This is a genomic window from Longimonas haloalkaliphila (genome assembly GCF_055379825.1).
In genome coordinates this window covers 1,787,108-1,805,754 of sequence record NZ_AP043948.1, presented here as the reverse complement: position 1 = coordinate 1,805,754, position 18,647 = coordinate 1,787,108, and the positions used below count along the sequence as shown (strand labels likewise).

The 18,647-nt window shown below is 60.7% G+C and carries 12 protein-coding genes, 1 tRNA gene and 1 pseudogene; 9 read left to right on the top strand and 5 right to left on the bottom strand.

Going from position 1 to position 18,647, the window contains the following annotated elements; genetic code table 11:
• Nucleotides 1-197: 197 nt before the first annotated feature.
• Nucleotides 198-1,685, bottom strand: coding sequence for a peroxidase family protein (locus ACZ48V_RS07150; RefSeq protein WP_464542958.1), 1,488 nt, complete (start codon nt 1,683-1,685; stop codon nt 198-200).
• A 371-nt stretch (nt 1,686-2,056) separates the two neighbouring features.
• Here ACZ48V_RS07150 and ACZ48V_RS07145 point away from each other — a divergent pair, with 371 nt between their 5' ends.
• From ACZ48V_RS07145 to ACZ48V_RS07115, 7 genes are all read left to right on the top strand, one after another.
• Complete coding sequence (locus ACZ48V_RS07145) at nt 2,057-2,620, top strand: shikimate kinase (RefSeq protein ID WP_464542956.1); 564 nt, start codon at nt 2,057-2,059, stop codon at nt 2,618-2,620.
• Between the two features lie 518 nt (nt 2,621-3,138).
• Nucleotides 3,139-4,740, top strand: coding sequence for a sigma-54-dependent transcriptional regulator (locus ACZ48V_RS07140; RefSeq protein ID WP_464542954.1), 1,602 nt, complete (start codon nt 3,139-3,141; stop codon nt 4,738-4,740).
• Between the two features lie 126 nt (nt 4,741-4,866).
• A complete protein-coding gene (locus ACZ48V_RS07135) occupies nt 4,867-6,294 on the top strand; it encodes an alpha/beta hydrolase family protein (RefSeq protein WP_464542952.1) in 1,428 nt (475 codons plus the stop codon).
• An 84-nt stretch (nt 6,295-6,378) separates the two neighbouring features.
• Nucleotides 6,379-8,325 carry a M1 family metallopeptidase gene (locus ACZ48V_RS07130; RefSeq protein WP_464542950.1) on the top strand — a complete coding sequence of 649 codons (1,947 nt, stop codon included), beginning with the start codon at nt 6,379-6,381 and terminating at the stop codon, nt 8,323-8,325.
• 257 nt (nt 8,326-8,582) lie between these two features.
• A tRNA-Asn gene (locus ACZ48V_RS07125) sits at nt 8,583-8,655 on the top strand.
• 629 nt (nt 8,656-9,284) lie between these two features.
• Nucleotides 9,285-10,460: an NHL repeat-containing protein gene (locus ACZ48V_RS07120; protein ID WP_464542949.1), complete on the top strand. Its 1,176-nt coding sequence runs from the start codon at nt 9,285-9,287 to the stop codon at nt 10,458-10,460.
• 22 nt (nt 10,461-10,482) lie between these two features.
• On the top strand, nt 10,483-10,866 hold the full coding sequence (locus ACZ48V_RS07115; RefSeq protein WP_464542947.1) for a CHY zinc finger protein: 384 nt from the start codon (nt 10,483-10,485) through the stop codon (nt 10,864-10,866).
• 61 nt (nt 10,867-10,927) lie between these two features.
• Here the strand turns inward: ACZ48V_RS07115 and ACZ48V_RS07110 are convergent, their stop codons facing one another.
• Both ACZ48V_RS07110 and ACZ48V_RS07105 read right to left on the bottom strand, forming a co-directional pair.
• Nucleotides 10,928-12,952, bottom strand: coding sequence for an alpha/beta hydrolase family protein (locus ACZ48V_RS07110; protein WP_464542945.1), 2,025 nt, complete (start codon nt 12,950-12,952; stop codon nt 10,928-10,930).
• A gap of 343 nt (nt 12,953-13,295) precedes the next feature.
• Nucleotides 13,296-14,606: a methyltransferase domain-containing protein gene (locus ACZ48V_RS07105; protein WP_464542943.1), complete on the bottom strand. Its 1,311-nt coding sequence runs from the start codon at nt 14,604-14,606 to the stop codon at nt 13,296-13,298.
• A gap of 387 nt (nt 14,607-14,993) precedes the next feature.
• Here ACZ48V_RS07105 and ACZ48V_RS07100 point away from each other — a divergent pair, with 387 nt between their 5' ends.
• Nucleotides 14,994-15,212, top strand: a complete 219-nt coding sequence (locus ACZ48V_RS07100) for a hypothetical protein (protein WP_464542941.1) — start codon at nt 14,994-14,996, stop codon at nt 15,210-15,212.
• 202 nt (nt 15,213-15,414) lie between these two features.
• Nucleotides 15,415-16,926 carry a S10 family peptidase gene (locus ACZ48V_RS07095; RefSeq protein WP_464543109.1) on the top strand — a complete coding sequence of 504 codons (1,512 nt, stop codon included), beginning with the start codon at nt 15,415-15,417 and terminating at the stop codon, nt 16,924-16,926.
• A gap of 177 nt (nt 16,927-17,103) precedes the next feature.
• Here the strand turns inward: ACZ48V_RS07095 and ACZ48V_RS07090 are convergent.
• Nucleotides 17,104-17,483 (bottom strand): annotated as a pseudogene (locus ACZ48V_RS07090) (IS110 family transposase); the annotation flags it as partial.
• Between the two features lie 384 nt (nt 17,484-17,867).
• On the bottom strand, nt 17,868-18,362 hold the full coding sequence (locus tag ACZ48V_RS07085; protein ID WP_464542939.1) for a methylglyoxal synthase: 495 nt from the start codon (nt 18,360-18,362) through the stop codon (nt 17,868-17,870).
• Nucleotides 18,363-18,647 lie beyond the last annotated feature (285 nt).

Sequence of the window (18,647 nt, the reverse complement as noted above, 5' to 3'; positions counted from 1 at the left end):
GGAGGTCCGTTCGTTGAGAAGAGCCCAGACGCTGCCTGTAGACCCAGCAGCGCCACGCGTTCCCGTGCCTCTCAGGTCTGCCCCACCTTGCACAAACACACCACCCGTTGTACATCCGGACCAATAGCTCAGAGCACTGCTGCAGGATACTGCTGCAGGACATTGCTGTAAGGCACTGCTGCATTCCGCGGTCATGGCTATGCCGGAACCGGATCGGGCTGCATTACCTCGAAGGTGAGCATCTCACCGAGCGTAGTTACCCCCACGCCTTCGTCGGGGTGCCAGCTACGGTTCTGCGCCAGGTACGAGCGGCTGTCGAGCTCCAGCAGTCCGATAATCGTCTCCGCCACGATGCGAGCGCCCACCGGGCCCAGTCCCTCGCGCTCCTCAAACAGTCCCGGTTCGGTTTCGCGTCCGATGCGCTCTGCCTCTACCAGCAGGTAGAACCACAGCGGCGTACCTGAACTCAGATCGATCGTTGTATCCGCTGAGTTTGCAATGTTCTGGGCCGCGGTAGACACATGGTCAACCTCATCATCGGGGCGTTCCATAGCACGCGCAATCTGCTCGCCCGACGGAAGCAAGAAAGCCTGCCCGCGCAGCAGGTTACGCGTAGCCAGCGACGCCTCGGAAGGCGGTTGGATGAACGGAAGATCGAGCAGGTCGGGCGAGAGCTTGCTGTCGAGCTTCTCAGCCATCTGTACGTTCCGGTCGGCCGTTGTGTCGGCAAGTTCGTACCAGTCAACAACCGCCGCCTCGGTACTGAGCGGCGTGAACCCACGACCGAGCGTCGGCCCGAACACGTGGTGTGTCGGATTCGAGCGCTGGATGTGGATGCGTAGCGGAATCATCGAGTGCCCAAACCGATAGGCAGCCGTAGCAAACTCGATCGGCACGAACGGTACGCTCGTATCGGTGCAGAAGAACCGCCGTCCGTTCCCGAGAATGTCGTCGACCACGGCCTGTCCGCACATAGCCGTGAGGAAGTCCTCGACCACAACCCACTGGTAGTGCCAGGTCGTCAGGCGACGAGCGGCCTCGTAGAGATCGTGTCCGGAGAGGGCTGCGCCGTTCTGGGAGCCGCTGTGCAGCGTATCAACCACGTGGTTGTGGAAGCGCAGCATTGCCAGGTGCATCTGCGAGATGATACGGTTTTCGTCGTTGCGCGGATCGCCGATCAGAGCGACGCCGTGCGCCGTACGCGACAGGTCTTCGGCGGCCAGATCCGCCGGCTGAGGCGCGCCGTCGACCTGTGCGGCGGTGCCGTCGGCCCCGGTGATGAGCTTCACCCCGGCGAACTCGCCCGACGCATGGTAGAGGTACGCACTGGCTTCGGGCCCGCTGCCGTATACGGAGTCGAGGTCGAGCGTGGGGGTGCGCACATTCGGCGTTTCGCTTTCGTCGTTGACCTCCTCCAGGCTCGACGTCACGTCAAGCGTGATGTCATGATCAACAAACTGCCCGAAGAACACCTGTCCGACAGCCACCGACGACGTACGGTCTGACGACGTGCCGCCGTCCATGGGGCCACCGGGGGCGCCGAGGCGGCGCAGGTGGTCGGGACGCACGTACAGGGGCGGCCGGCGAAACATACGCCCGAATCGATCGCCACGCGCTCCTTCATGTCCGTACTGACAGAACGCGTGAATACCTTTTAGGCTGGTCATTCCATGATGATGAGACATAAGAGCACCTCTTTATAATCCAGTGTATAGTCCAGCGAAACGGTATCGCAGCGATGCGCACAGCTTGGCAGGCCACCTGGCGATACGTGCAGGCAACGGTTGGAGACAACAGTTGGAGAGCAACACCAAAGCGGCATCAGGGCACTTTCAACAGCTACCTTTCATATAGCCATACCGGCCCAAAAATGCTATACCGCAGAGGTGTCTTACACCATCTATCGCCCAAAGTCACGCCCCCTCCTGTCCGGTAGTCACACAGCACTCCGTAAGTGAGCGTACTTGCACCCGCGCCACGGCGCCGAACGCCTGCTCCTTCGGGGCATACACCATGGCGTTCGTGTACCCTTTTTCTAATCCATGCCCCTGTTTCCATGCGCGTCTACCTCACTGGCTTTATGGGATGCGGAAAGTCGACCGTTGGCACGCGACTCGCCTCGCGTCTTGACATGCCCTTTGTGGATACGGATGATTGGATCGAGAAGCAGATCGGCATGCGCATCCCACAATACTTTGCAGAGGCGGGCGAGGCGGCCTTTCGGGAGCGGGAACGCGACGCGCTGGAAGCAACTGCTGCGCATTCGCACGCTGTGGTGGCTACGGGCGGCGGTATGCTCGTCGACGCGGCACGCATGCAACGCGCGAAAGAACTGGGCACGGTCGTCTACCTGCAGGTGGACGTGGATGCGCTTTACGAGCGCCTGGCTCCTGAGGCTGCGTCGCGCCCCTTGCTCTGGGATGATAGCGGAGCGCCCTTGCAGGGCACGGCCCTGCGCCGTCATATCGCGGACCTTCTGGCCTGGCGGGCTCCTGCCTATGAGCGCGCCCACCTGCAGGTAGACGCCGCTGATCGTCCTGCACGCGTCAGCGCAACGATCGCTGCTCAGGTGCAGACCCAGGCAGAAGAACCGGCAGAAGGAAAAGACGAAGACAGATAGACGCTGCTTGCTACATGCCGCTTGCGGCGCGCCATACGGATGCTTTCCTGGTAAGGCCGTTTCCTGATTTCTTGAGCGTACCCGGGCCGCATGAAAGTAGTGCTTTTAGCGCATGTACGAAGCGCTCTACCTGACACAAAAGTGTTGCATAGGATAGCGTAGCCATTGAGTCGCATAGACTTCACAGACCGTGAACAAACAGAGGTGCATTCGGTAAATAAATCGTGGCTTAATCTCAAGCACTATATTTGTGTGTTGCCTCGGAGTAGCCAGAGCAGCACAGCAGCGTTTGTTCTGGGTATATTTTGCACCTTTGTATAGCGATTTTACCCTATTTGACACGTAAGCCAAACAGTTTGGCACGGTACGATAAGCATTTCTCCATCGTGCCTTGTTGATTTCATGTGAGCTAAGTGCGATTCAGCGCTGGTGGAGGCCAAGCATTCCCTCCTTCCATTCGTGATACGTGTTCACGGCGTTACCAACACAGCTTTACTTAACAAGAGTACCCCATTACTATGCTGTCTCACGTTCTCCTCGTCGGCACGAATACAACGTACACCACGCTTGTCAAGTATCGCCTGGCGTCTGCTCCGGCCCTGGATATGCGCCACGTAGATACCGGACAGGAGGCGCTACGTGCGTTCGACGCGACCACCACAATGGCAGTGGTGAATGCAACGCTTTCCGACGGGGCGGGGCTTGAGTTCGTCCAGTCGATGCGGTCGGGATGGCGCGACGTTCCCATCCTGTTGCTCGTACGCCCCCATGAAAAAGATATCGTACAAGATGCCCTGCAGCATGGCGTTACGGACGTGCTGATTGCCGGCAGTACAGATCTGAGTCGCATGGAGTGGTGGCTCAAGCGGGCCCGCACGCAGTCAATTACTACGGCGCTTCCTCTGCCTAAGCGCGCTGGTGGGCCAGACGTCATTGTCGGGCAGAGTCCTGTGATGTGCCGCACGCGCAGCCTGTTAGAGCAGGCCCGTCAGATGTCGGGTCCGATTCTTCTGCAGGCCGAGTCGGGCACAGAGCCCGACCGCTGGGCCCAGGCAGTGCACAGGCAGAGCGCCGATCCCGACGCACCGTTCGTGGCTATGGACTGCGCGCTCTACCGGGATGCCGCCGACGCCGAGGCGCTCTTTGGCGGTCCCAACACATCGGGGGCTTGTAAAGACGCCGGATGCGGTACGCTCTTCCTCGAAAATGTGGGCATGCTCGACGACGACCTTCAGCAGCTGCTCCTGTCGGTTGCCCGCGACGGTCATATTCCCGCAACTGGCGCGGACGCCCCTACTCCATTTGAAGCACGCCTCGTATGTGGCACCTGCCACGACTTGGAGCGCCTGGTCGACGACGGCGCGTTCAACGCCGATCTTTATGACGCCCTTACGGAGTCGCATATCACCCTCCCGCTCCTGCGCGATCGGAACGAAGATATTCTGATGGTGGCCCAGCAGATGCTTCGCAGCGCGACCAAAGACCGGGACGAAGCGCCCGTTGCGTTCTCGGTACCGGCCATGAAGCAGATGCTGCAGTACGACTGGCCCGGTAACACCCGCGAACTGCGCTCCGCGATCCGGCGGGGGGCCCAGGCGGCTACCGCCTTCGAAATCACTGCAGCCGATCTCTTCCCGGATGAATACGACGCAGACGAGTACAACACAGACGAGACTCCTGCCTCAGTTCTGTCAGATGGTAGCACCAAATCCCCAAGCGAGTCGCCCAATGCGCATTCGCTCAACGGCGAGTCTGATGGACAGACCGTACCTGCTTCGCACGATCAGCAGTCGGCGTCGCGCAACGACAGCGAAGATCGGAGCGAGGAGGTCCCCGCCCCCCGCTCGTTGTTTGACATGAAGGCTATTGAGCAGGATGCGCCTGTCCAGCCCTCAGTTAAACGTCCATCTTCCCCCCAGGTCACGCCCCTGCAGCAGCTCGCAGCCGACGCCCCGGAGGCTATCGTTCCTCTCGAAGAACTGCAGCTCCTTGCTGTTGAGCACGCGCTTCACCTATGCGGTGGGGATATGCAGCAGGCCGCCCGTGCCCTGGGGGTCCCGGCTTCAACCATTGCCCATTTTGCATCTACGCTAAACACCGAAGAGAGAGTTTCAGCCTGACCACGGCTCCTGGGCTCATAAACAGCCAATGAGCAGGGATGCAGCGCGACTAACCCCGAACAAATCTGTAGGGGTCGTGGCCTACCTGCCAGACATGCCCTACGCTTGCCCCATCGCATAATGGTTATGATACTACGGATTATCTGGCCCTTGCTGACAGGGCTGCTCCTCTCCGTGCTTCTCTCCCCGCTTCCTGCGCACGCGCAATACGATAGCCCAGACAACAACGTCCTCCACAACGTCGTGGGCTCTTGGGAGGGCCTGCTTGAGGCGGGGCTCACTGAGCTGCACATCGTCTTTCACCTCGATGCAGACGGCGATAGCCTGACCGCCCTCATGGATAGTCCTGACCAGGGCGCCATCGGCATTCCAGTCTCGGATGCAACGTTCCAGGACGATCGCCTTCGCCTCACGGTCACCGCAGTCGGTGGGCGCTACGAGGGCACGCTCGTGGTCGAGGCCGACAGCGGGCGCTCTATCCAGGGAAGCTGGTCGCAGATGGGGCAGTCGTTTCCGCTTACGCTGCACCCCACCGACGCATCGGTTGCGCTTCGCGTGCGGCCTCAGCAGCCGGAACCACCCTACCCGTATCGCACGAACGATGTGACGTTCGACAACAGCCCCGATGGCATCCAGCTCGGGGGCACGCTCTCGCTCCCCGATGGCGGCGGACCGCATCCGGCCGTCGTTCTCGTATCGGGGTCGGGACCGCAAGACCGCGATGCCACGCTCTTCGAGCATAAGCCCTTTCTGGTACTGGCCGACCACCTCACGCGAGCCGGCATCGCCGTGCTGCGCTACGACGAGCGCGGAGTGGGCGCCTCGTCGGGTACGCCCTTCCCGACCGTTACGACCGAAGCCTTCGCCCGCGACGCCGCAGCCGCCGTCCGCTTCCTGAAAGCTCATCCGGATGTACGGGTCGGATCGGTTGGACTTATCGGACTGAGCGAGGGCGGCGTGGTCGGTCCGCAGGTCCACGTCAACCACGAATCGCTTGCGTTCCTGGTGCTGCTGGCCGCTCCAGGGCAGACGGGATACGACACGCTTGTTGACCAGCTTGAACGCATTGCTGCTGCTCAGGGCATGCCAGCTGCGCTTGCTGAAACAAGCAGCGCCTCCCAGCGGCAGCTCCTGCAGGCTGTACGCACCGCCCCCGACTCAGCCGCCGCGCAGGAGGTCGCCGCTCTCCTGAAGGAGGGACGCTTGCCCGACGAACAGGTCGACGCGCAGGTTGCCCAGCTCACGTCGCCCTGGTTTCGCTACTTTGTTGCCTACGACCCCGTACCTGCGCTGCAGCAGCTCGATCTGCCGGTGCTCGCGCTCTACGGAAGCAACGACCTGCAGGTGCATCCCGATATCCACGCCAGGCCGCTACGCGATGCCCTCAGCGCTACCCCCGACGCAACCGTCTCTGTACTCGACGGACTAAATCATCTCTTCCAGTCTGCCGAGACCGGACTGCCTACCGAGTACGGACAGATCGAAACGACGATCGCACCCGAGGCGCTGCGTCAGATCACGACCTGGATTCAAGAACGCACTGCCCTGCCCTAACCGCCCACGCATGCTGCGTGAACCGATGTCACCCGCATCCAGTAGAGGCAGGCACGTCATTCTCTATCGCCAACACAGCCGCCCATGCCCCTCTTTCGATCCGCCGTTCTGCTGCTCTCTGCAGCGCTCCTGCTCATCCCCACTGCGCAGGCACAGTCGCCCGAACCCAATGACGACCCGCGCCCGGTTCCCTACTCTGTTACGCCACCTTCTGCCTTTATGGATGCGGTAGAAGCGAACACCCGCACGCTTACAGGCGCGCCCGGGTCGCAGTACTGGACCAACACGGCGACGTACGACATCGATGCAACGCTCAACCCGGAGACCGCGGAGCTTACAGGCAGCGCCACAATTCGCTATGCCAACAACGCCCCCGAGCCGCTCCTTGAGTTGAAGCTCCACCTGCGCCAGAACCTGCATGCCGAAGGCGCCATCCGCAACCGGGAGGTGCAGGTCACCGGCGGCATGGCGGTCGACCGCGTCGCTCTGTCTGATGTCGACACGGATGCGTTTGACGAGGAGCCGCGCTACGAGATTGACGGCACCGTGATGACCCTGCCGCTCGACACGCCGCTGGCCTCGGGCGATACGGCCCACGTGCAGGTCGACTGGTCGTTTGAGGTGCCGCGAGGCAGCGAAGCGCCACGCATGGGACGCGAGGGCAACGCGGTCTTCTACCTCGGCTACTGGTATCCGCAGGTGGCGGTCTATGACGACGTCGACGGCTGGGTCGCCGAGCGCTACCAGGGCAACGGCGAGTTCTACATGGGCTTCGCCGATTACACCGTGAACCTGACGGTGCCCGAAGGCTGGCTCGTAGCCGCTACCGGTACGCTCCAGAACGAAGACGCCGTGCTCACTGAGTCCATTCAGGAGCGCATCCACGCCCCCGAGGCCCCCGAGGCCATCCAGACCATCGTGGGGCCCGATGAACGCGGTGCAGGCAGCGCCACACGCACCAGCGAGAGCGGCACGCTCACCTGGACGTTCCACGCCGAGAACGTGCGCGACTTTGCCTGGGGCACCTCAGCCGAGTACATCTGGGATGCCACCACGGCTACCACCAGCGACGGCCCGGTGCGCATCAACACGCTCTATCGTCCCGGCACCGCCGCCTGGGAGCGCAGTGCCGAGTACGCCCGCTTCTCGATCGAACACCTCTCCGACATGCTCCAACCCTATCCGTACCCCCACATGACCGCCGTAGAGGGCGTCATCGGGGGCGGCATGGAGTACCCCATGATCACCGTCATCGGCGGCGACCGCACACCGCAATCGCTCTTCCGCGTCACCTACCATGAGATCAGCCACATGTGGTTTCCGATGCTCCTGGGCACCAACGAGAAGCGCTATACCTGGATGGACGAGGGCACTACGTCGTTCAACACCAACGAGGGCACTGTCGACTTTTACAACGCCAACGCCTGGGCTCCCAATCGGCAGTACTACTATGGCTTCGCCGGACACCCCGACGAAACGCCGTCTATGCGGCATAACGACCGCTTTCCAGTCGATGGGCCCGCACGCGTCGTCGCGTCGTACAACAAGCCCGGCGTTATGCTGCACGCGCTGCGCGGCATCTTAGGCGAAGAAACGTTCTTTGAGGCCTACCGCACCTACGCCGAACAGTGGATGTACAAACACCCCACACCACACGACCTCTTCCACACCTTCGAGACTGTTAGCGGCGAAGACCTCAGCTGGTTCTGGCGCGGCACCCTCTACGAAACGTGGACGATGGACCACAGCATCGATAGCGTTGCTGTAGAGGACGAACGCATCACCGTAGCCGTGCACGACAGCGGCGACCTGCCCATGCCCATCATCCTCGAAGTCACCTACGACGATGGCACCACCGAGATGCATCGCCGCGCCGCCACCGACTGGATCGACGCGCGCACACGCCGCCTTCAGGTTTCATGGGATGCGCCCGCTGATGCCACCGTCACCCGTATCCAGCTGGATCCCGAACGCTTCCTGCCCGACGTGGACCGCCGCACCCATCTCTGGATGCCTGCGCCCGGCGAGTAGGTACTTTCGCGTTGTCAGCACAGGGGTTCTTGGGGGCCCCGAGTACGGTGTACGTGCTTTGAGAAGAACCGGCTGCCGGCAGGCATATGGAGGACCTGTGATCTTCGCTGCGTTCCTTTTGAAATACACGTCAAGCACTTGACGGGGACCGAAAAAAGAGCTACCATGCGTGTGCCTGTTGGGAACTGCTCAGTGCCCGACGCATTGGTAACGCCTGCAATTGTAAACAGCAGATTGCAACAGCGAAGATCACACATTCCTCGGTAGCTCAATTGGTAGAGCATGCGGCTGTTAACCGCAGGGTTGCTGGTTCGAGTCCAGCCCGGGGAGCCCTGAACGCTCCGTGTCACTCTGGCACGGAGCGTTTTCTGTTTCTACCCGCTGCTATCTCGCGCGTCAGCCCCGGGATAGCAACGTACCCCTCACGCTCCACATGTCATTTCGAGCGGAACGGCACTGACAGGGAAACGCGCAGTCCTGACACGAGCGAATCGCGGTCCCAGATCAGGTTCAGGACAGGTGAACACGGTGAATAAGGATCTCCCGCATACCGGGCAGAACATCCCACACGAGCGCGTACCCACGACTCCAGTGTAGACCTCCTGCCGACGAGGCCTGCTCGCAGAACATCATTTTAGCCCGGTCTTTCAGTTTGGGAGCCGCGGTGACTTGAATTGGTGGGGAACCGCTAACGGTTAAATGCGCATCTCGGGTCACACCGCCCCCAAATCGCCACGAACACCCGACGGTCTTATCACCTGAACGTAACCTTGACGCTCGGCATTCATCTTAGTATCATAAAGATAGGTTTGACAGGGCCGTAGAACCAAAAACGGGCAAGACCAACTGGGCCAGCATCTGATGGGTCGAAGCAGAGAACGCACCATCCGCACGCCCTCCCTTGATTAGGACATATCTCTGATTAGGACATATCTCTGATTATGATACCTCTCAACTTTATGCCGAGTGCATCTCAAAAGTGGTCGTTTATCCTCTTCTTCACTTTTCTGCTGGCCTCTCCGTACCTCTGGAGCGGATGCAGTGATGCTCCTTCAAACGGGGTTAAGGTCACTGTCGAAGAGCGCGACGGTGTCACCTACGTTACCAACACCAGTACCAGAGTGTGGGATGATCACGACGCCGCCCCGATTCAGTTTACGTTGGAGGAGTCCTTCGGGGCCGAAAATGAACCGGAAGAGGCCATGATCGCCACTGTGCGCGGTATCGTAGTCGATGCTGCCGGCATCGTGTACGTGCTTGACCAGGGCAACAACCGCCTGGTTGCCTTCAACCCGGATGGCAGCCTCCGGTGGAGCGTCGGGCGTGAAGGCGAAGGGCCGGGCGAGTTCAACGGCGCCTTTGGTATGGTCAGCGATGGCGACAGCACACTCTACATCTCAAACCAACGGAGCACCCGAATCGATGCATGGTCGACAGATGGCACGTTCATCGAAAGCGTGAACCTGAGCGAGATGGAGCTCATGGGCACCATCGCCTCGTATGTGGATGGGATGCTCGTACTCAGCGGCTGGGCACAGGGCGGCCTGCAGCGCTTCCATTTCGTAGATCCGACACGCTGGACGCTGGAGCGCACCGTCGACATCGACATCGGCCTGGAGCTACATGATCGGTTCTACGTGAACGTCGAAACGTTTCCTTACGAAAACGGCTTCTGGCTCGGCCACATAGACACGTACCAAATCGGCTATTACCCCCCCGATGGTACGCTGCAGAAGCGGATTGAACGCCCCTTTTTTAATGACGACCTGGTAGGCGGCGTAATGGCACGGGATGAACGCTCATGGACCATCTACAGCAACGTTAGTGCTCCCCGCGTGCTCTCAGATGGCTCGCTCATCGTTACCTCGTCGTGGCCCGCTAACGTAAGCAACCCCGTTCAGCACTTTGAGCAGAGCCGCAGTCCGGATGCACCGGAAACCATCTGGGCCAGCGCACTCGACCTGTTTGCGCCAGACGGTCGCTTTCGGGGGCGATTGCTGTGGGAAGACACATACGAACGAGGCGCAATCCCTGATATAGGACGCATCCAGACCATCGGTCCAAACGGCGCGCTCTACACAACAACAACAGCTCCCTTCCCGCAGGTGCGCCGGTATGCGGTGACGATAGACTGACGACGTTTCCAGCAACGCTATCATGGCAACCAATCGCTGTACCACGCATCCCCCTGAAACCGACCCTCGCTTCGATGTCCCCCTGTGCGGTGTCGAGGTAGACCCGGAGACGCGCTGTGCTCATTACGACACCGAGCGCGACGTAATTGCGATCCGGTTTCCGTGCTGCGACGTGTTCTATCCGTGCCATGCGTGCCACGATGCCGTCGCCGATCACTCTGCGCAGCAGTGGGATGCGCAGGCGGATCTCGATGAGCGGGCGGTGCTGTGCGGCGCGTGCGGTACGGTGCTTACGTGGCGGCAGTACCTCGATGCCGAACACGCGTGCCCCGACTGTGGGACCGACTTCAACCCCGGATGTACAACGCATCTGCATCTCTACCTCCAGAACACAGAAAGCCTGTAGACGCCCCGCCCGTGGCAGAGACATCTACAGGCTTCTATTGAACAGGCCCTGAAGTGCGAAACTACTCCACACCGTCCCATTCGCCGAACCAGCGTAGGATCTGGTTCAGGCGCTCGACCAGGTTTACCGGTGTGCCGCCGCGTGAGAGGCCGTGGCCCTCGCCTGCGAACATCACCATCTTGGTGGGGACGCCCACATTCTTCAGCGCGTAGTACCACTCCATGCCCTGCCCAATCGGCGTAATGTGGTCGTCTTGGCTGTGGATAATGAGCGTGGGCGTCGTCACCTGATCAGCAAACTGCAGGGGCGAGCGGTCCCAGTAGTAGTCGAAGTTCGTCCACAGCGAGCCGCCGAACTCGGCGTTCATCTGACGCGGGGGAAAGGCCTGTGTGCCCGCTTCCGAGATCCAGTTGCTTACGCTGCGCTGCGTGACTGCGGCGCGGAAGCGGTCGGTCTGCGTGGTGATCCAGTTGGTGAGGAAGCCGCCGTGGCTGCCGCCGGTGATGAGCAGGCGCTCGTCGTCGATCCAGGCGAAGCGCTCCAGGGCCTCATCCACAAGCGCCATGTTGTCGCGGTAGTCCACGCCGCCGTAGTCGAGGCGCACCTCGCTCTGGAAGTCATAGCCGTAGCCGGTGCTGCCCCGGTAGTTCGTGAAGACCACGCCGTATCCAGCTGCCGCAAGCATCTGCATTTCGTGGAACCACTGATGCCCCCACATGCCGCCGGGGCCGCCCTTGATGTTCAGCACAACTGGATACGATTCGCCCTCCTCGAATCCAACCGGACGTAGCACAAACCCGTCGAGCGTGCCGCCGCCGTCGTGCTCGAAGGTAAACCGTTCGTAGGGCTGCACCGCGAGCGAATCGAGCATCTCAGCGTTGAAAGTCGAGAGCGCCTGTGTGTCCGAGCCGTCGGCGCGGGCGGTCCACACCTGGGGCGGGGTGGTTTCGTCGTGGCGCGTGTAGGCGATGCGCGTGCCATCGCCCGAGAATGAAGGTGTGCTCAGGCTGGCGCCTTCGCCCGTAAGCACGGCGTAGCTGCCGTCGTTGCCAAGCTGGAAGATCGGACGCGCCCCCCGGTAGTCAGCGCCAAAGAACGGCTGGTCGTGTCCCTCAGGCCACTGCACGCTTGAGGTGGTGAGCGCCATGCCGTCGTGTATGACCTCAGGCGTGCCGCCTGCCACCGGAATGCGGTGCAGTTCAGTCGGCTCGTAGCGGTCGGCGGTGTGGTGGTAGAGCAGGTGCTCACCGTCGGGCGCAAACACCGGACTCTGTGCGCGGCGGTCGGGCGTGTCGAGCGTCTGCACTTCGCCATCGGACAGCGAGAGCAGGTGGATATCCTGGTTGAAGCCAGCATCGAACTCCTCGCCGGTGAAGTCGGCGTTGAAGGCGACGGTTTCGCCATCCAGGGATACGGTGGCGTTGTGCACGTGGTAGTCGGCATCGCCTACGAGCGGGGTGAGCGCACCATCGTCGAGCGAGAGCAGCCAGAGCGTGCGCCGTTCGGGACCGAGGTAGCTGCCGGCTCCGGTGCGGTACGCTGCTTCGCGTGCTACCGTGGTATCGGGACGGGGCCCCTCGGGCTCATCGGCCTCTTCGGTGGGATCGTCGACCGCCGGGTCGATAGAAAGCGTAAGCAGGACTTGGTCGCCATCAGGCAGCCATTCGTATGCGCTAATGCTGCCTTGCTTGAGCTCGGTGACGGCTTCTGCTTCTCCGCCATCGGTGCGGATCGTGTAAAGCTGCGAACGTTCGTCGCGGCTACTCAAGAAGGCGATTCGGTTACCGCTTGGCGACCACTGCGGACTGCGATCCGACGTCTCTTGCGTGAAGCGGCGCGGCGCCTCGGAGCCGTCGGTCGGCACGATCCACAGGCTGGATTCGCGGCTGCGGCGGTCGTCGGCAACGGTGGTGCGTACAAACACGACGCGCTCGCCATCGGGCGCCATCTGCGCGTCGCTGCTCATCTGGAACTGATAGTAATCGTCGGGCTGCAGACCGCGCTCCTGCGACAGAGCGGGGCTCATGCTTACAACGAGAAGAAGGAGCATACCCACGAAGGGGATGCGGGGCGAAGCAATCGACATAGCGAATACATTTGCGTGGAGGATACAACGGTTTGCCTGCAAGATACAAACCTCCGACCACGAATGCATCCACCCAGTGCTGCGATGGATGGTGGAGCGCTCCATGTCTGTTAGCCGCTTCTTCGACCGCGACGACTTTCTCGCATCCACCCAACAGACCGCATTTACATGCCGCACGCACAACGAAACGCACAACGACCTGTCGCAGGCAATCCTGCCCACGTTCCTCCGCTACAAAGATCGCGCGCTGCAGTACTACGAAAGCCGCCTTATGAACACGCTCTTCCGGTGGTTTTTGCCGTGCAACATGCTCCAGAACTCCGTGGCTGGCGCCCCTATCCCGCTAACGATCGAGGAAGGCATCCACACCCACAACCGAATGACGCTGCAGAAGGGGGGAGGGGGGCACAGAAGGAGGCGCTGCATGGGTGTCAAGGATCGTGAGTGCGGGTACGGCGACGATAAACCGCGTGCCTTGCACCGCCACCTCGTGCTGCTGCGCCACAATTTCGGGCGCAATATTCCACGGCAGAATTAGTACGTAGTCGGGTGGGTTTTGCTGCAGCGCCTCGGGTGGATGAATCGGGAGGTGGCTGCCGGGCAGGTACTTGCCTTGCTTCGAGGGGGCCGCATCGCACACGAATGGGAGCAAGTCGGGCTTGATGCCGGCGTAGTTGAGCAGCGTGTTTCCTTTCGCGGCGGCTCCGTACGCGGCCACGGTTTTGCCACTGCGCTTGGCCTCGATCAAAAAGTGCAGCAGGTTGCCTTTGATGCAGTCGGCCCGGCCCTGGAACGTGGCGTACGTCTCCTGCTCCTGGAGTCCGTAGCGTGCCTCCTCTTCGAGAAGCGCGAGGACGGCATCGGTTGTGGGTCGTGGGTCGTTGGTGTGACAGGCGTAGATGCGCAGGCTACCGCCGTGGGTAGGAAGGCACTCCACCTCCCACACACGCAGACCGGCTGTGGCAAGCACCTGTTGCGCTGCATAGAGCGACAGATACGAAAAGTGTTCGTGGTAGACGGTATCAAACTGCCCGTGCTGCATCAGCGTCATGAGATGCTGAACCTCCAGCGTAACGGTGCCACCTGGCGCAAGCGCAATGCGGAGCCCCGCACAGAAGTCGTTGATGTCGGGCACATGTGCCAGCACGTTATTCGCAGCAATGAGATCAGCTTTGGGATAGGTATCTGCAAGCTCCATGGCCAGCTCGGCTCCGAAGAAGCGCGACACGACGGGGATGCCGAGCGCGCGTGCAGCATCCGCCGTACAGGCGGTAGGCTCAACGCCCAGACACGGAATCCCCGCATCTCGAAAATTACGTAGGAGGTAGCCGTCGTTGCAGGCCACCTCCAGGACGAAGTTATCTTCGGTCAAGGCCAGCCGGTCGGTAATCATGGAGGCGTAGTGCGCCGCATGGTTGAGCCACGTCGATGACGTGCTCGAAAAGTATGCGTAGTCGTCATCAAACATAGCAGTGGAGGCCGCATAGTCTTCCGTTTGCACCAACCAGCAATGCGTGCAGACGCGCGTACGAAGCGGGTAGTAGAGTTCATGGGCACGTAGGTCAGCCTCTGAAAGGTATGCGTTGGAAAGCGGTGCATGGCCCAGATCCAGAAAGCGCGTGGTCAGCGGCGCGTGGCAGTGGCGACAAGTCATGGACGTAATCAGTAAGGACAGAGATGCAATAAACAAGCCTGTGAGTATCCCGGTAGGCTTGTGCATCCAGTATAAATCAATGCGACACAGATGACGTACGCCATTACGCATGAGACCGATGGAGAAGCGGTGCATCGTCTATGCGCCAACGCGGCAAAGCGCGGGTGGGGGGCAGAGGGGGGACGCCTCCAAGATACAAGCTACCGACCACGAATCCGTCCTCCAACGCTTGCGATTGGTGGGGGGCGGACAGCTTGGCTTGGCTTTCCCTCAAAATAAAACAGGGCAGAGCCCCTAAACGGTTTGCATCGCACGGCGGAGCCATGCGACGAGTAGCACATATCCTATTACTCACGTTGTATCGATTCACAAAATTGTCTCAATACGATGTCTGGTTTCAACATACAGCCCATTGATCTTATTGTGATTGTGCTCATGACGGCCACGTTTGCTACGCTCAATGAAACTGGGCACATCGGCTATGTGCAGGAGCTGATTCTGGTGCCGGTGCTCGGAGCGTATTTTCTGGGGCGCGATGCGGAGCGCCTGCAAGCTAAGATCGATGCATGGCGGCGCGGATCTGCGTCAGAATCAGCTTCGGAGTAAAGGGATGCCAGTGGTGAAGGAGATCCCTCGACCTCTGCACCGACAGCGGGCGGCGCATCCGCTCGGGATGACACGGCGAGCAAATCGTTGTCTGTCTCAATTGATAACACGCGCTTGCTGCTCGTGGCGTGGGCGTTGCATCTGCGGGGGCGGTGCGGTACGTTGAAGGTGCTCTCCTAAATAAACCAACGCGAATATGATGATGCGAACGGGTACGATAACGTCGGATACGATAGCGTGGCTGGTGGGATGCGTGGCGTTGCTGCTGGCGGTGAATGTGCAGGCGCAGGAGCGATCGCTTCCAGTGGATACGACGATCACGCAGAGCGATGCGGTGACGGTGAATGGCACTGAGATTCCGTACGACGTGACGACGGGCACGCAGCCGGTGTATCACGACGACGGCCACGCCATGGCGTCGCTGCACTACACGTACTACGAACGCAGCGACGTAGACGACCGCTCGGGGCGTCCGCTCATGATCTCGTTCAACGGCGGCCCCGGCTCGGGCTCGCTCTGGATGCACCTGGGCTACACGGGCCCGAAACTGCTGGAGATCGACGACGAGGGCTACCCGATTCAGCCGTACGGCGTGAAAGACAATCCGCACTCGATCATCGACGTGGCCGACATTGTCTACGTAAACCCGGTGAACACAGGGTTTTCGCGCATCCTGGATGACGAGGTCGACCGCGACCAGTTCTTCGGCGTGCGAGCCGATGTGTCGTATCTGGCCGACTGGCTCGACGTGTTTGTATCGCGCCAGGGGCGATGGACCTCGCCGAAGTATCTGATCGGTGAGAGCTACGGCAGCACGCGCGTGGCCGGACTGGCCGGCGCCCTGCAAAACCGCCACTGGATGTACCTGAACGGCGTCATTCTGGTATCACCTACCGGACTCGGCATGCGTCCGCCCGGCCCGTCGCCGCGCTCAGAGGCGCTGAAGCTGCCCTACTACACCGCTGCGGCCTGGTACCATGAGCAGTTGGATGCACAGCTGCAGCAGCGCGAGCTGACGGATCTGCTGGAGGAGGTGGAGGACTACACGCTCGACGCGTTCATTCCGGCGCTCTCACGGGGCGGTATGTTGGATGCGGAGCGGCGGCAGCAGGTCGCCGAAGAGGTGGCGCGCTACGCGGGTGTGTCGACCCAGACCATCTTGGACCACAACCTCGCGATGCCGGCCTCCTACTTCTGGAAGGAGCTGCTGCGTGACGAGGGCTACACGATCGGCCGCCTCGATTCACGCTACAAGGGCCTCGACCGCAAAAACGCCGGCGAGCGCTACGACTATCCGCCCGAGCTTATCTCCTGGAATCATGCGTTTACGCCGGCCATCAACGAGTACCTGCGCGAAGAGCTGGGCTTCGAGACCGACCTGCAGTACAACGTCTTCGGACCGGTGCGTCCGTGGGACGGGCAGGGGGACCATGACGTTGGCGAAGACTTGCGGCAGGCTATGGCGCAGAATCCGTTCTTGCACGTGATGGTGCAGTCGGGCTACTTCGACGGCGCCACGGACTACTTCTCGGCCAAGTACGTGCTCTGGAATATGGACCCGAGCGGACGTCTGGGCGAGCGGATGCGGTTTGAGGGCTATGAGAGCGGACACATGATGTATCTGCGCGATGAGGACCTGGAGACCTCGAACGAGCACATCCGCGAGTTCATCGAAGCATCGACACCGATGCCGGATACGCCCGCACGATATTGATCTTCACGATATTGAGTAGGCTCACAAAAGAATCTTCGAGTCTGTCACTGCGAGGAGCGCCAGCGAGGAAGTGCCTTTAGGGTGCAGTTAGGGGGCAGTCTTGTACCCTGTAAGCAGGATAAGCCGCGTCTACCTGGCGCATGAGATCGCATCCCAGCAACGGTGTTCAATGTCAAGGCGCCTACGCGGCACAAGCGCGGAGAAGGCCTGCTGGTCCTTACTTGGCACCTCCCGAAGGTCCGGACGGATACGCTCCAAAAAGCGCCAGAAGGCCAGCGTCTATGTCATCTGTCTTGGCCAGACGCCCCGTCGCTTTGGCGAAATCTCTGCTCTGACGCGGGTTCACTACGGCGACTGGTAAGCCAGCAGCAGCCAGCGCGGCAACGAGTTCGCGTTCATAGCCGCCGGTGGCTTCGAGAACAACCCGTTCGGGAGCCGCTTCCAACAGGCGCTCTGCAAGCCGGTCAATGCCCCCAGACGTATGGTCAAACCGGGTCACTTGGACGTGGCCTTCCCGAGCGAATAGCCAAATCTAGATGCTTCTTTGCAACGTCGATGCCAGCGCTGCAGCGGGGATTCGGTCTTCAGCAGTAGCTTCTTCAGCAGTAGCTTCTTCAGCATATGCTTCTGCGAGAGGACCCAGAGTACATCGAGCTACTACCCCCAATTTTAGAATCTCAAACGTTGATCAAACATACAAGGAGTACTCGTTTGCTACGCTCACAGCGCCGCGTCGGTCGCGGGCTCCCTCCTCGCGATCACACCGTGTAAACGTATTTTCGTCGACTTAGCTTAACCCGCGCCGGAAGTCAGATCGCGTTCATGGAGACACGTGCAGGCCGATACAACGCCCCGCTTTGTCCAGCCCCCGAGTCATATCAGGCTCAGGGGGCTTGGTAATGTGGGTAGTAGACAGTGGCCGTCGGTCGCACAGCTCTGAATCAGCTTCCTTCTTCGATCTCGCCTGCCACCTCCGAAGCGACCTGGCGATTGAGATGGGTGTCATAGTCCGGACGCTTGTTCTCGTACGATGCGTTCATCAGCGGCGAGGAGATGATAAAGTCGGCTGAGGTCCGGTTGCATGCGATGGGGATATTCCACACGACTGCGATGCGGAGCAGTGCCTTTACATCCGGATCGTGGGGCTGCTGCTGCAACGGATCCCAGAAGAAGATCATGAAGTCGATCGCGCCCGACGTGATGAGTGCCCCAATCTGCTGGTCGCCGCCAAGCGGACCGCTCTGCAGCTTGTTGATTGACAGTCCCAGCTTGTCTTCGAGGATGCGCCCGGTGGTGCCGGTCGCGTACAGGTCGTGCTGACGAAGCACATCGCTGTTGTAGTCGACCCAGTCCAGAAGATCGCTCTTCCGGTTGTCATGGGCGACCAGTGCGATGTGTCGTGTGCGCGACGGAGCAGGTGTTTCTGATGATTCCATGGGTGGCTCGTAGATTGATGAGAGCACACAGTGCATCTGCCGGCCTTGCGAGCCTGCTTTGATTTCTCATTCTGGGCTGCAAGCCTGGCGGACGTATTGTGCGCGCTCGAATCCCACCTGCTGAAAAGTGATTCCTCATCCGTGAGGTGTAAGCACTTCCTGAGTGCAGTCTTCTTCACGTCTACACCTTTCCTTCATGGAAAGCGGTACCGGGTGGCACAATGATGCTACTGTTCTGAAGCATCGAGGCTCTCGGTGTTTTTACGGCGCTATGGGTACGGGCCT

Bases quoted from the DNA above. Each gene is read 5' to 3' on its own strand.
- ACZ48V_RS07150 (WP_464542958.1), bottom strand. From the start codon at position 1,685: ATGTCTCATCATCATGGAATGACCAGCCTAAAAGGTATTCACGCGTTC.
- ACZ48V_RS07145 (WP_464542956.1), top strand. From the start codon at position 2,057: ATGCGCGTCTACCTCACTGGCTTTATGGGATGCGGAAAGTCGACCGTT.
- ACZ48V_RS07140 (WP_464542954.1), top strand. From the start codon at position 3,139: ATGCTGTCTCACGTTCTCCTCGTCGGCACGAATACAACGTACACCACG.
- ACZ48V_RS07135 (WP_464542952.1), top strand. From the start codon at position 4,867: ATGATACTACGGATTATCTGGCCCTTGCTGACAGGGCTGCTCCTCTCC.
- ACZ48V_RS07130 (WP_464542950.1), top strand. From the start codon at position 6,379: ATGCCCCTCTTTCGATCCGCCGTTCTGCTGCTCTCTGCAGCGCTCCTG.
- ACZ48V_RS07120 (WP_464542949.1), top strand. From the start codon at position 9,285: ATGCCGAGTGCATCTCAAAAGTGGTCGTTTATCCTCTTCTTCACTTTT.
- ACZ48V_RS07115 (WP_464542947.1), top strand. From the start codon at position 10,483: ATGGCAACCAATCGCTGTACCACGCATCCCCCTGAAACCGACCCTCGC.
- ACZ48V_RS07110 (WP_464542945.1), bottom strand. From the start codon at position 12,952: ATGTCGATTGCTTCGCCCCGCATCCCCTTCGTGGGTATGCTCCTTCTT.
- ACZ48V_RS07105 (WP_464542943.1), bottom strand. From the start codon at position 14,606: ATGACTTGTCGCCACTGCCACGCGCCGCTGACCACGCGCTTTCTGGAT.
- ACZ48V_RS07100 (WP_464542941.1), top strand. From the start codon at position 14,994: ATGTCTGGTTTCAACATACAGCCCATTGATCTTATTGTGATTGTGCTC.
- ACZ48V_RS07095 (WP_464543109.1), top strand. From the start codon at position 15,415: ATGCGAACGGGTACGATAACGTCGGATACGATAGCGTGGCTGGTGGGA.
- ACZ48V_RS07085 (WP_464542939.1), bottom strand. From the start codon at position 18,362: ATGGAATCATCAGAAACACCTGCTCCGTCGCGCACACGACACATCGCA.